The 13576-nt window shown below is 40.1% G+C and carries 14 protein-coding genes; 1 reads left to right on the top strand and 13 read right to left on the bottom strand.

What is annotated here, in order from left to right; genetic code table 11:
- Window positions 1–7 precede the first annotated feature (7 nt).
- The 3 genes from B7697_RS08125 to B7697_RS08115 form a co-directional block, all read right to left on the bottom strand.
- On the bottom strand, window positions 8–649 hold the full coding sequence (locus tag B7697_RS08125; protein ID WP_084951226.1) for an amino acid ABC transporter permease: 642 nt from the start codon (window positions 647–649) through the stop codon (window positions 8–10).
- Between the two features lie 162 nt (window positions 650–811).
- Window positions 812–1087, bottom strand: coding sequence for an HU family DNA-binding protein (locus tag B7697_RS08120; RefSeq protein ID WP_001284640.1), 276 nt, complete (start codon window positions 1085–1087; stop codon window positions 812–814).
- 107 nt (window positions 1088–1194) lie between these two features.
- On the bottom strand, window positions 1195–2034 hold the full coding sequence (locus tag B7697_RS08115) for a DegV family protein (protein WP_084951224.1): 840 nt from the start codon (window positions 2032–2034) through the stop codon (window positions 1195–1197).
- Window positions 2035–2174: 140 nt separating this feature from the next.
- Between B7697_RS08115 and B7697_RS08110 the strand changes: the two genes are divergently transcribed.
- The gene (locus tag B7697_RS08110) at window positions 2175–3023 is read left to right on the top strand and encodes a YitT family protein (protein ID WP_084951222.1); all 849 of its coding nucleotides are present in this window, start codon (window positions 2175–2177) and stop codon (window positions 3021–3023) included.
- A gap of 30 nt (window positions 3024–3053) precedes the next feature.
- Here B7697_RS08110 and B7697_RS08105 read toward each other — a convergent pair whose 3' ends face one another.
- The 10 genes from B7697_RS08105 to rpsA all read right to left on the bottom strand — a co-directional run bounded on the left by B7697_RS08105 (window position 3054) and on the right by rpsA (window position 13576).
- Window positions 3054–4445 (bottom strand): APC family permease, encoded by a 1392-nt coding sequence (locus B7697_RS08105; protein ID WP_084951220.1) that lies wholly within the window; start codon window positions 4443–4445, stop codon window positions 3054–3056.
- A 123-nt stretch (window positions 4446–4568) separates the two neighbouring features.
- On the bottom strand, window positions 4569–5981 hold the full coding sequence (gene sufB, locus B7697_RS08100; RefSeq protein WP_000797054.1) for a Fe-S cluster assembly protein SufB: 1413 nt from the start codon (window positions 5979–5981) through the stop codon (window positions 4569–4571).
- A gap of 57 nt (window positions 5982–6038) precedes the next feature.
- On the bottom strand, window positions 6039–6479 hold the full coding sequence (gene sufU / locus B7697_RS08095) for a Fe-S cluster assembly sulfur transfer protein SufU (protein ID WP_033684976.1): 441 nt from the start codon (window positions 6477–6479) through the stop codon (window positions 6039–6041).
- Window positions 6466–7692 (bottom strand): cysteine desulfurase, encoded by a 1227-nt coding sequence (locus B7697_RS08090; RefSeq protein ID WP_033684975.1) that lies wholly within the window; start codon window positions 7690–7692, stop codon window positions 6466–6468. Before B7697_RS08090 ends, sufU begins: the two co-directional genes overlap by 14 nt.
- 10 nt (window positions 7693–7702) lie before the next feature.
- A complete protein-coding gene (gene sufD / locus B7697_RS08085; RefSeq protein WP_033684974.1) occupies window positions 7703–8965 on the bottom strand; it encodes a Fe-S cluster assembly protein SufD in 1263 nt (420 codons plus the stop codon).
- Between the two features lie 27 nt (window positions 8966–8992).
- Entirely contained in the window at window positions 8993–9763 is a 771-nt protein-coding gene (gene sufC, locus B7697_RS08080; protein ID WP_033685054.1) for a Fe-S cluster assembly ATPase SufC, read from the bottom strand.
- Between the two features lie 150 nt (window positions 9764–9913).
- Window positions 9914–10108, bottom strand: coding sequence for a DUF3272 domain-containing protein (locus tag B7697_RS08075; protein WP_001081602.1), 195 nt, complete (start codon window positions 10106–10108; stop codon window positions 9914–9916).
- A 27-nt stretch (window positions 10109–10135) separates the two neighbouring features.
- On the bottom strand, window positions 10136–11791 hold the full coding sequence (dnaX, locus tag B7697_RS08070; RefSeq protein ID WP_084951218.1) for a DNA polymerase III subunit gamma/tau: 1656 nt from the start codon (window positions 11789–11791) through the stop codon (window positions 10136–10138).
- Window positions 11791–12288 (bottom strand): GAF domain-containing protein, encoded by a 498-nt coding sequence (locus B7697_RS08065; RefSeq protein WP_084951215.1) that lies wholly within the window; start codon window positions 12286–12288, stop codon window positions 11791–11793. Before B7697_RS08065 ends, dnaX begins: the two co-directional genes overlap by 1 nt.
- An 85-nt stretch (window positions 12289–12373) precedes the next feature.
- Window positions 12374–13576, bottom strand: coding sequence for a 30S ribosomal protein S1 (rpsA, locus tag B7697_RS08060; protein WP_064277006.1), 1203 nt, complete (start codon window positions 13574–13576; stop codon window positions 12374–12376).

Raw genomic sequence — 13576 nt, 5'->3', positions numbered from 1 at the left:
CAGCCTCCTATCTATAGTAACTGTACTTCTTCTCAACTTTTTTGGCAAGAATAGTCACAATTCCAATCAAAATTAAGTAAATGGCTCCTGCCAAGAACATAGGAACTAGGCTAGCATCACGGTTGGCAGCTGTTCGACTAGCCAAGATAAGGTCTGAAATTCCGAGAGCATAGACCAAGGACGTATCCTTGACCAAACTCATAACTTCATTAAATACGCTAGGAAGAACAACCTTGGTCACTTGGGGCAAGATAATATAGCGAACTGTGTCAAAAGGACTAAACTTCAAAACCTTAGCAGCTTCATATTGACCTTTAGGAATGGTATCAATCCCTCCACGGAAGATTTCAGCAAAGTAAGCCGCATAATTGAGAACAAAGGCAATAATGGCCGCAGGAAGGCGATCCAAACGAATCCCAATACTTGGAAGCACATAATAGATAAAGATCAATTGTAAAAGTAAGGGTGTACCCCGCATAATCCAGATATAAATGTTAATCAGGTAATGGAGGAGCTTCCAATGGACTTTCAAGGCAAAGGCAATCAAAACGCCCAAGGGAATAGAAAAAATCAAGACTAGTGCAAAAACCTGCAAAGTCATGCTTGCACCGCTCAATAGACTCGGTAATATCTCAAACAAATAAGACATACTGCACCTCCTAAAAATAATTGTTCCTATTATAGCATAAATAAACAAAACAACCAAGATTTTTTGTAAAAAAATTCTCTTTTAAAAAGAAAAAACTATATCTAAAAAAAGCCTACTGTATCAAGCTAGAAAGCTTGATACAGTAGGCTTTTTAAAGTGTCATTATTTAACAGCGTCTTTAAGAGCTTTACCAGCTTTGAATGCTGGAACTTTAGAAGCTGCAATTTTGATTTCTTTACCAGTTTGTGGGTTGCGACCTTTACGTGCAGCACGCTCACGAACTTCAAAGTTACCAAAACCGATCAATTGAACTTTTTCACCAGCTGCAAGGTACTCAGTTACTGCTGCGAATACAGCTTCAACTGCTGCTGCTGAGTCTTTCTTAGTCAATTCTGTAGCTTCTGCTACTTTAGCGATCAAATCTTGTTTGTTTGCCATGTTAATGATTCCTCCAATTTTATTTCTAATTAACAAATATAATCATATCCTAAAATCCCTTTTAGGTCAAGTTAAAAACACTATTTCTTCCCATTTTATTTATTTTTTTAGGAGTGGTAACGTACTAAAACAGCCCAAGCATTCTCACCCGTGTGAGTTTGAATAATAGAGCCCGTTTCCAAAACTGAAATAGGCTTTTCAACATAAGCTTGTAAGCTTTCTTTCATCTCTTTTGCCCAATCAGCGTTACCAGAATATGAAATTCCAATCTCTGCTACAGAACGTTCAGAGAGCGATGTTATCAGTTCATCCAACCATTTTTTAAAAGTTTTAGCTCCACGACCTTTAACTATTGGCTGCAATTCATGGTCCTTCATCTGCATGACAACACGTATATTGAGAAGTGAGCTCAACAATCCAGTTACACGCCCAATTCGTCCACCTTTAACAAGGTTTTCCAAAGTCGAAACGCCAATATAGAGTTCTGTGTGGTTTTTAACCTCTTCTACATGAGATAAGATTTCCTCCAACTCTTTGCCTTCTTGCGCTAATTTTGCAGCCTCAACAACTTGGAATTTCAAGGCTTGGTCAGTGAAGGAACTATCAATAACTGTTACATCGGCAGTAGATAAGCTAGCACCTTGACGTGCCGCTTCTACAGTGCCAGAAAGGGCGTGAGACATATGAATAGCAAGAATCTGGCTACCATCTTTGCATAGGTCTTCAAAAACTTCAGCAAAGACACCTACAGGTGGCTGACTTGTTTTTGGAAGATTCTTACTTTCTTGCATCAACTGAAGAAATTTACCTTCTTCTTTCAAATCCGCATCAGAATAAACAACATTATCAATCATTACAGATAACGGAACAACAGTGATATCTAATTGTTTTACTAGTTCAGGTTCAATAGTAACAGATGAATCGGTTACAATCTTAATTTTTGTCATAGTATCAATCTTTCTATTTTAGGATTCAGATTGGTTTTCTTACTTTTAATTATATCAAAAAAAGATTAAAAATCCTAATGGAGTCATTCAAATTTTCCTTAAAAATTTGATATAATCTACTTATAAGAAAAGAGGTCCCTATGATTAAAAAAATTTATCCCATTTTAACCATTTTACTAGGTGCTGCTATCTATGCTTTTGGTCTAACTTATTTTGTAGTTCCTCATCATCTCTTTGAGGGAGGGGCGACAGGTATTACCCTCATCACCTTTTATCTTTTTAAAATCCCTGTTTCTCTCATGAACCTGCTGATTAATATTCCCCTTTTCATCCTAGCTTGGAAGATTTTTGGAGCAAAGTCCCTCTATTCTAGTTTACTAGGAACCTTAGCCTTGTCCGCCTGGTTGGCCTTTTTTGAACGTATTCCCCTTCATATTGATCTTCAAGGTGATTTACTAATCACTGCCCTTATAGCTGGGATTCTATTGGGAATTGGTCTTGGAATTATCTTTAATGCTGGAGGTACAACTGGTGGTACTGATATTGTAGCTCGTATTCTCAACAAGTACACTCATATATCAATGGGAAAACTGCTCTTTATCTTAGATTTTTGTATTCTCATGCTCATTCTCCTAATCTTCAAGGACTTGAGATTGGTTTCCTACACGCTCTTATTTGATTTTATCGTTTCGCGTGTCATTGATTTGATTGGCGAAGGTGGCTACGCAGGTAAAGGATTTATGATTATTACCAAACGTCCTGACCAACTTGCTAAGGCGATTAATGATGACCTAGGTAGAGGCGTTACTTTCATCTCAGGTCAAGGTTATTATAGTCAAGAAGATTTAAAAATCATTTACTGTATTGTCGGAAGAAATGAAATTGTGAAAATGAAGGAAATGATTCATCGAATTGATCCTCAAGCCTTTATAACTATTACAGAAGCTCACGAAATCCTAGGAGAAGGTTTCACATATATAAAAGAGTAAGCAAAAAGCTGGGAAGTTCCAGCTTTTTCTTTATTCAGAAAGTGTAGAATGACGATAGCCATAAGTAAAGTAAATCACAAGTCCAACTACAAGAGCAATGCCAAACGCAATCCATGTTTCTATACTATATTGAAGCATAAAGGAAAGACAGATTAGAATCGAGAGAATCGGTAACAAGGGAACTAGGGGAGTTTTGAATTCTCCTTCTTTAGGCATTCCCTTATTCTTTCTAAGTTTTATAATTCCATAAGCCAATAAAATAAGATAAGCCAGCGTACAAATATTTAGAAAGGCTGCAATACTAGCCAGTGGAAACACTCCTGCTGCAATTGCAGAAGCAACTCCAGTTAAGATGGTCGCATTTTTAGGAACACGACTTGTTTTGCTTAATTGCTTAAAACTTCGAGGTAAAAGACCATCACGTGCTAAACTGTAAATCATACGCGATAAGGCATAGGTCATAGAAATACACACTGTTATTAAAGTCAAAATAGCCACTAATGATACATAATTAGCTGCCCAACCAATTCCAATACTTCGCAATGAAAATGCTACAGCATCATCCACATTGAGTTGGCTGTAGTGAACAATCCCTGTCAATACTAATGTAACCAGAGCATAGAGAATCGTTACGATTGTCAAAGACAAAACAATACCTCGTGGGACATTCTTTTGTGGATTTTGAATTTCATCAACAGCCATCGAAATAGATTCAAATCCTAGGAAACCAAAGAACATCAAAGATGCTCCTGCCATTATTCCAGTACTTCCACCATAAATTTGACCAAAACCAAAAGGAGCAAAGTTGGACCAATTTTCTGGTTTAATATACCAGATACCAACTAGAATAAACAAAGCGAGAGCAGAGAATTTCAAGACGACTAGAAGCGAATTAAAACGCAATGCTGCCTTGGAATTTAATAAAACTAAACCGGTTACCAGTGTCAGTACCAAAATAGGTAAAAGGTCTATATAGGTACCCTGCTCAGGGTTAAAGGTCCCATTTAAGGCTTGAGGCATTGAAATACTATAGTTACTAAGTAAACCTTTAAAATAAGCGGCCCAGCCAGAAGCTACACCAGAAACTGCTGTCATGAATTCCATGATGGTTAGCCAGCCAGCAATCCAAGCTGGTAATTCACCCAAAATTGCATACAAATAACTATAAGCACCACCAGTTGCAGGAATACGAGAAGCAAACTCTGCGAAAAAGAGGGCAGATAAAGAAACACACAGGGCAGAAATCACTATGGATACAACCAGTGACGGACCAGCAAGCGTTGCTGCTGCGGTTCCTGTAATGGTAAAAATCCCAGTCCCTACCATGGCACCTATCCCTAATAAAATCAAATCCCACACTTTTAAATGACGGTGCATTTCAGTACGTCCCAAGCTAACATCTTTTGTTCTAAAAATATTCATACTTCATCTCCATTAAATATGATTGTTTTATTTTATCATATAAAAGGGATTTTGTGAATATTTATAAGATAATTTTTCAAAAAAATCCGAACAGAATAAATCCTGCTCAGATTCTACATATTCTTACCCAACTGATCCTTCCATCTCATAGCTAATCAAGCGGTTCAGCTCAACTGCATATTCCATTGGAAGTTCTTTTGTGAAGGGTTCTACAAATCCCATAACAATCATCTCTGTTGCCTCAGATTCTGACAAGCCACGGCTCATGAGGTAATAGAGTTGTTCTTCTGAAATCTTAGAAACCTTAGCTTCGTGTTCCAAAGCAACTTGCGAGTTATGAATTTCATTAAATGGAATAGTATCTGATGCTGATAAGTCATCCATGATAATGGTGTCACACTCGATGTGAGAAACAGATTTCTTAGAGTTTTTGTTAAAGGTTACTTGTCCACGGTAGTCCACCTTTCCTCCGCCTTTAGCGATGGATTTAGACACGATAGACGAACTTGTATGTGGAGCATTGTGGATCATCTTAGCACCAGTGTCTTGGTGTTGTCCTGCATTAGCAAAGGCGATAGAGAGCATAGTACCACGCGCCCCTTCTCCATCTAGGTAAACGGATGGATATTTCATGGTTGTTTTGGCACCCAAGTTTCCATCGATCCACTCAACAGTGGCATCCTTTTGAGCCTTAGCACGTTTTGTTACCAAGTTATAAACGTTATCAGACCAGTTTTGAATAGTCGTATAACGCATATAAGCTCCGTCCAAGGCGAAGATTTCTACGATGGCCGCATGCAAGCTGTTGCTTGAATAAGTTGGTGCCGTACATCCTTCTACGTAGTGAACACTCGCTCCCTCGTCAACGATAATCAAGGTACGTTCGAACTGACCTGTATTTTCGTTGTTGATACGGAAGTAAGTTTGAAGCGGAATATCTACCTTAACACCTTTTGGTACGTAGATAAATGTTCCACCTGACCATACTGCTGAGTTGAGGGCAGCCAACTTGTTATCTGTCGGCGGTACCAACTTGGCAAAGTATTGTTTAAACAAGTCTGGGTATTCCTTGAGGGCAGAATCTGTATCTGTAAAGATAATCCCCAATTTCTGGAACTCTTCCTTCATGTTGTGGTAAACCACTTCTGACTCATACTGAGCAGAGGCACCAGCTAGATAAGCACGCTCAGCTTCAGGAATCCCGATACGCTCAAAGGTTTCTTTAATTTTTTCAGGAACTTCATCCCAAGAGCGAGCAGGTTTATCAGATGGTTTTTGGTAGTAGATCAAGTCATCAAAGTCAATCTCTGATAAGTCTGCTCCCCATGTTTGCATGGGCATTTTTTTAAAGGTTTCATAAGACTTCAAACGGAATTCTAACATCCACTCAGGTTCTCCCTTAGCAGCCGATAATTCGCGAATGACATCTTCGTTTAATCCTTTTCCTGTCGATAGGACAGGCTCTACATCATCATGGAAACCAAATTTATATTCACCAAGATCAATTGGTTTTGGTTCTACTCTTTCTTCAGCCATAATATCCTTTCTTTCATTCTTCAGTTTTACTGATTCATAAGACATAAGAAGCTTGTCTTACTGTTTTTCTTGATTTTCAATTGTTTTCTTCAGGGCATTCCAAGCTAGGGTTGCACACTTAATTCGTTGAGGGAATTTGGCAACACCTGACAAGAAGGCTGCATCGCCAAGTTTGTCTTGACGTTCATCTTTTTGCCCTTGAACCATTTCAGAAAAAATGGTCGCAAGTTCTAATATTTCTTGTTTGGTTTTTCCTAAAACGGCATCTGTCATCATGCTTGCAGAGGCAGTCGAGATGGTGCAACCTGAGTTTAGAAAAGCGATATCCTCCAAGCGGTCTTCTGCATCAAACTTGACAGAGAGATTGATGACATCTCCACAGGTCGGATTATTGAGACTGATTTGTTCAGCGTCTTCTAACTTCCCTTGATGATGTGGATTTTTCGAATGGTCTGCTACCACTGCCATATAAAGGCTATCTAGTTTAGAAAGTGCCATTGAAAAACTCCTTTGTCTTTTGTAAGGCATCGACTAGCTTGTCGCAATCTGCCTTGGTATTGTAAATATAAAAACTTGCGCGAGCTGTTGCTGGGACATCCAAATACTGGAGCAAAGGTTGCGCACAATGGTGACCTGCTCGAACTGCCACACCTTCATAATCCAGAGCTGTAGCAAGGTCGTGAGGATGAAGATTCCCAAGGTTAAAGGCAATGACACCTGAACGTTGAGACAAGTCCTGCGAACCATAAATGGTCAATCCTTCTATCGCCTGCAATTTTGGATAGACATACGAGATTAATTCCTGCTCATGAGCTTCAATGGTATCCATACCAATCTTTTCCAGATAATCCACTGCTGCAGCTAGTCCGATAGCACCTGCCATATTTGGTGTTCCAGCCTCAAATTTCCAAGGCAACTCCTTCCAGCTAGCAGATTGCTCATAGACGAAATCAATCATCTCACCGCCAAATTCAACTGGTGACATTTGCTCCAGATACTTTTCTTTGCCATAAAGAACACCGATACCAGTCGGACCAGCCATCTTGTGACCTGAAAAGGCAAAGAAGTCCACATCCAAGTCCTGGACATCGATCTTCATATGAGGCGTAGATTGAGCACCATCCACCACCATGATGGCTCCAACTTGGTGGGCCATTTGCGTGATTTCTTTAATCGGATTGACTACACCCAGAACATTTGAGGCGTGAGCTAGGGAAACAAACTTGACTCTATCAGTCAATTTAGCTCGCAAATCATCCATATCCAGAGCTCCGTCCTTGAGATAGACATAGACAAGCTCTGCCCCAGTCTTACGGCAGGCTTCCTGCCATGGAATGATATTGGAATGGTGTTCCATGACGGAAATCAAGACCTGGTCTCCCTCAGTCAAGACTTCCTCAGCAAAGCGCGCTACCCAGTTCAGACTGGTCGTCGTTCCTCTAGTGAAGAGAACTTCCTTTATTGAGCCTGCATTGATAAACTTACGAATGGTTTCACGAGCTGCTTCATAAGATGCTGTTGCTCGTTCAGCCAAGGTATGAACCCCACGGTGAACATTGGCATTGTCCTGCTCATAGTAGCGGTTAATCGTCTCCAGAACTGCTAGTGGTTTTTGTGTCGTCGCAGCATTGTCCAAATAAACCAATGGTTCATCATTAACAATCTGGTCTAAAATTGGAAAATCCTTGCGAATCGCTTCTACATCTAACATAGGCTACCCCTTAGCGTTTTGACAATTTTTCTTCGATCGTTGCAATCATTTCATCACGAACTTCCTTGACTGGAATCTCAACGATGACGGATCCAAGGAAACCACGAACAACCAAGCGTTCTGCAGTTGCCTTATCCAAACCACGGCTCATGAGGTAGTACATGTCTTCTGGATCTACCTGACCGATAGAAGCCGCGTGTCCTGCAGTAACATCATTTTCATCAATCAAAAGAATTGGATTGGCATCTGAACGCGCTTGGTCTGACAGCATAAGAACACGGCTCTCTTGTTGGGCATCTGCTCCCTTGGCACCCTTGATAATGTGGCCAATACCATTGAAGGTCAAGGTTGCTTTTTCAAGAATAACCCCATGTTGAAGGATATTCCCGATTGAGTTGCAACCATAGTTAGTTACTCGGGTATCAATCCCTTGTACCTGACGGCCACTTGAAAGAGCTACAACTTTCAGGTCAGCATGGCTACCGTTACCAATCAAGTCGCTATCAAAGTCCGCAACGACGTTCCCTTCGTTCATGACACCGATTGCCCAGTCAATGCTTGCATCGTTGCCTAATTTACCACGACGGCTAATGTAAGCAGTGACGTTTTCACCTAGACGGTCAATCGCAGCAAACTTGACTTGCGCACCAGAACGTGCAATCACTTCAACTGTGATATTTGCAGTTGCCTTAGCACTACCTCCACCACGTGACTCTAAACGCTCCAGATAACTAATCTTACTGTTCTTACCAGCGATAATCATAATATGCTTGTTAAACGGCACATCACTATCGCTGTCTTGATAGAAAATTCCTTCGATTGGTTCTTTAATCTCAACGTTATCAGGAATATAGAGAACAGCACCACTATTGAAATAAGCTGTATGGTAGGCTGCCAACTTGTCATCGTCATACTTAACAGATGACATGAAGAATTCTTCGATCAGCTCTGGAATTTCTTCTAAAGCTGAGTGGAAGTCTGTAAAGACGACACCCTGTTCAGCCAATTCAACTGGAATTTGCTCAAAAACAGTTTGAGTTCCTACTTGTACCAACCTCAAGTGATTATCTAGAGCTGTGAAATCTGGAACATTTGCTGATGGCTCACTTTCTGTAATCGTTCCATCACCCAGATTCCAACGGTGGAATTTGACACGCTCAATAACTGGTAATTCCAAAGTCTCAATCTTGTCAAAAGCTTTTTGACGGAGGTCAGCCAACCAGCTTGGTTCAGCGTGCATTTCTGAAAAAAGTTTAATATTTTCTTTAGTCATTTACTTCTCCTAAAAGATACGAGGGAATTACAATTCTTCCTTGTAGTCGTAGCCAAGTTCTTCAGCTAGTTTTGCGTATCCTTCACGTTCCAAACGCGCAGCCAATTCTGGACCACCTGAAAGGACAACACGACCTTCCATCATGACGTGTACCACATCAGGTGTGATGTAGTTCAAAAGACGTTGGTAGTGAGTGATAATCATAGCACCAAAGCCTTCACCTCGCATAGCATTCACACCTTTAGAAACAACTTTAAGGGCATCAATATCAAGACCAGAGTCAATCTCATCCAAAAGGGCAAAAGTTGGTCCCAACATCAAAAGTTGAAGAATCTCATTGCGTTTTTTCTCACCACCAGAGAAACCTTCGTTGAGGTAACGCTCAGCCATTTCTTCTTTCATGTTGAGTAATTCCATCTTCTCATCCAATTTAGTGATAAACTCACGAACTGAAATCTTCTCATCGTCTTCTTTACCAGCATTCATAGCTGCACGAAGAAACTCAGCATTGGTAATTCCAGGAATTTCTGATGGGTATTGCATAGCAAGGAAAAGTCCCATACGCGCACGCTCATCAACTTCCAACTCAAGGATGTTTACGCCATCAAACAAGACTTCACCTTTGGTAACTTCATAGTTTGGATTTCCCATGATAGCTGCAGAAAGAGTCGATTTACCTGTACCATTTGGTCCCATGATAGCGGCGATTTCTCCTGTTTTCAGGGTCAGGTTAACCCCTTTTAAAATTTCTTTTCCTTCAATCTCAACGTGAAGATCTTTGATCTCTAATACTGACATGATAGTTCCTTTCTTTTTCAAGGCCTTTACAGTTCTTACTGGAAACATACTTGATTTCCCTAGAAAATACGGTAAAAGGTCAATAAATATACTTTTATAGTATAACAAAAAAAAGCCTAAAAGGCTTTGATTTTGTCTAGAAGCTGAGGACTAGTCTTTTCCTTTTAAATGTTGGTCAATGACATCTACTATTTTACCCATCAAGTAACTAACTCGGAAATTTCTAAAGAGCAAAATGGCCCAAAAGGCTGCCATAATATAACGACCAGTCATCCAGGCTTCATTGAAAAAATAGGTCTCAGCAGCTGTAAACAGCGCGATGATAATAAATTGTTGTCTATTCATAAACTTATTGTATCATGAAATCTTTCTTTAGTCTTCCTCTACCTTCACTTTATCAGCCAAAAATTCAAATCCTTCTGGAATCAGGCTTTCTTCTGCTTCTTTTTCAGTTTGAGAAGATTTGGCTTTGGCTGAAAAGGCTGCTCGAACTTCTTTCCATTCCTCCATGGAAATGGCTAAAATTTCGGGTGAAAAACCTGCTGCCTGACTGAGGATATTGCCAAACATAGTGTTAAGATTGTCCCGTTTCATGGTTTGACCAGCATTGAAGTTAGACTCAAAAGCAAGAATAGCATGGTGTTCATTGGCCGCAACCGGTTGAGAACCAACTAGCAGAGCCTTATCAGGACCTCCAAGACTTTCAATCACCTCTCCCCAGGCATTCTGCAAACGAATCAGATTTTGACGTGCTAAATCAGGATTTTCAACAGCCTCTTGTAAGATAGATTGAACTTTATTACGATCCACACGATAGATTGTCTTGCCTGCTGTTGGACGACTAGGAGCTGGATTTGTTGGCTTAGATACAGTTCCCACATTGGCAAGTTCTTGTTTGAGACGGGCAATTTCCTGTCTCAGTGCAGAAATTTCACTTTCAACCGCCCCTGAAAGAGACAGTTCAGGATTAACCTCCGCTAAACGGATGGTCATCATCTCAGCATAAATCTTGGGCTGCAAACTAGACTTAATATCTGCTAAACTGACTGTCGCCAAGCGAATCATTTCAAACAAATTTTCCTGAGGAAGTGCTAAATTCTCTACAAAGACTGGACTATGATGAGTGTTTTCTCCACCTGCTTGAACAATTAACAAATCTCTTAAATAGTGCAAAAGGTCGGTCACAAAACGAGTCATGCTCTTACCATTGTCAAAAAGAAGATTCAAACAAGACAAAGCCTTGGGAACATCCTGTTGAGACAAGGCAGCCACATAATCATCCAAGGCTGATAGACTAATGGTACCAGTAATTTCTTCAGAGATGGCAGTCGTCAACTCGTTTCCCTGTGTCAAACTCAGGGCTTGATCTAAAATAGACAAGGCATCTCGCATTCCACCTTCAGCCCGTCTGGCAATGATTTCCACAGCCTCTGGTTCAGAACTGATATTTTCTTTTTCTAAGATATAGCGGATATGTTCCTTAATATCCTGTGTCTTAATCGATTTAAATTCAAAACGTTGCACACGGGATAAAATCGTAGCAGGTATCTTGTGCAATTCAGTAGTAGCTAAAATAAAGACCACATTCTGTGTTGGCTCTTCCAGCGTCTTGAGAAGAGCATTAAAAGCCCCTGTAGACAGCATATGAACCTCATCTATGATATAAACCTTATAACGGGCAAGACTAGGGGCGTAGGTAGATTTATCACGAATTTCACGGATTTCATCGACCCCATTATTAGAAGCTGCATCCATTTCGATGACATCTTCTAAACTACCATCCGTCACTGCTTGACAAATATAGCAGTTATTACAAGGTTCCCCACCCACTTGATTTGGACAGTTCATAGCTTTGGCAAAAATCTTGGCTACACTGGTTTTTCCCGTTCCCCGTGGACCAGAAAAAAGATAAGCATGACTTATTTTCTCTTGCTCCACTGCTTGTTTAAGAGTCTTAGCTACAACTTCTTGACCAACCAACTGGGAGAAGTTTTGACTTCTATATTTTCGATAAAGTGCTTGATACATTAGGCTTTCTCCCCAAACATTGTAAAGTCCCATTCTGTTTTTTCAAGCAAAATAGCGACAAATTGTTCCAAATAATCTCGATCCATAGCATCATAATCATCAATCTCTGAAGAATCCAAATCCAGAACTCCAAGTAATTGACCATTCTTTATCATGGGCACAACAATTTCACTTTTAGCACGACTATCACAAGAAATATAGTTGGGATAAGTCGTTACATCTCCAACAATAACAGTTTCCTGAAAATGAGCTGCCTCACCACAAACACCCTTTCCTAGTGCAATACGGATGCAGGAAACACCGCCTTGGAAGGGACCTAAAACCAATTCCTTTCCATCAAACAAATAAAAGCCTGCAAATACAGTATTGGAAAAGCGTGATTTTAAAAGAGCACTGGCGTTGGAAAGATTAGCCAAAACATTGGTTTCACCTTCCAATAAAAAAGAGAGCTCTTCATTTAACATTTGATAACGTGATTGTTTTTCTGATTCTAACATAGAACTATTATATCAAAAAAGCCTTACAGACAAAAGAAAAATCCCTTGTTTAGAAAACAAAGGATTTTATGAATTTTCAATTTGATTAAAGTTCGATATCACCGAACAAGTCAGCCATTGAGAATCCTGTTTGTGTTTCTGGAAGTTCGAAATCACGTTTTTCTTGACGTTTTGGACGACGTGGACGAGCAGCACGTTTTTCTTCTTTTTGTCCTTCTTCTTGAGCTGGACGCTCTTCAAGAGCTTTGATAGAAAGTGATACGCGCTCTGCATCTGCGTTAACTTCAAGAACTTTAACTTGAACCTCTTGACCAACTTTAAGAGCTTCTTTTGGATTTTCAATACGTTTGTGTGAAATTTGTGATACGTGAACAAGTCCATCGATACCTGGCAATACTTCAACAAATGCACCGAAGTCAGTCAAACGTTTAACTGTTCCTTCAACTACATCACCTTTAGCCAATTTTTGCTCAACGCCATCCCATGGCCCAGGTGTTGTTGCTTTAAGTGAAAGTGATACGCGTCCTTCTTCTTCGTTAAGATCAAGGATTTTCACTTCAATTTCTTCACCAACAGTTACAACTGATTTTGGTGATACGTTACGTTCGTGTGACAATTCAGTCAAGTGAACCAATCCGTCAACACCACCAAGGTCAATGAAAGCACCGAAGCTTGTGATACGTGCAACTTTACCAGTTACTACATCACCAACAGCCAATTTACCGAATACTTCAGCGCGAGCTGCTGCTGTAGCTGCTTCAACAACTTCACGACGTGAAAGGATGAAGCGGTTTTCTTTAGCGTCAACTTCTTTGATTTTAGCATCAAATTCTTGACCTACAAAACGCTCAGTGTTACGTACGAAACGAGTATCCAACATTGAAGCTGGGATAAATCCACGAACACCTTCAAATTCTACTGAAAGTCCACCTTTAACGGCACGAGTTCCTTTAACGGTAACAACTTCTTCTTCGCGACCAACAAGTTTGTCCCATGCTTTGCGAGCTTCAAGGCGTTTTTTAGATACAAGGTATGTAACTGTATCAGTATCTTTACCAACTACTTGACGAAGTACAAGAACATCCAATACTTCTCCTACTTTAACAAAGTCATTGATATCTGCATCGCGATCGTTTGTCAATTCGCGAAGAGTCAAGACACCTTCAACACCAGTCCCAGAGATTGCAACGTTAGCTTGAGTCGCATCAACTGTCAATACTTCAGCACTAACAACATCACCAGGCTCAACTTGGCTAACGCTATTTAGCAAATCTTCAAATTCGTTCAT

Origin of the sequence: Streptococcus mitis (genome assembly GCF_002096895.1) — a bacterium.
GTDB classification, from domain to species: Bacteria; Bacillota; Bacilli; order Lactobacillales; family Streptococcaceae; genus Streptococcus; species Streptococcus mitis_AH.
This window is presented reverse-complemented; position numbering and strand designations above follow the sequence as displayed.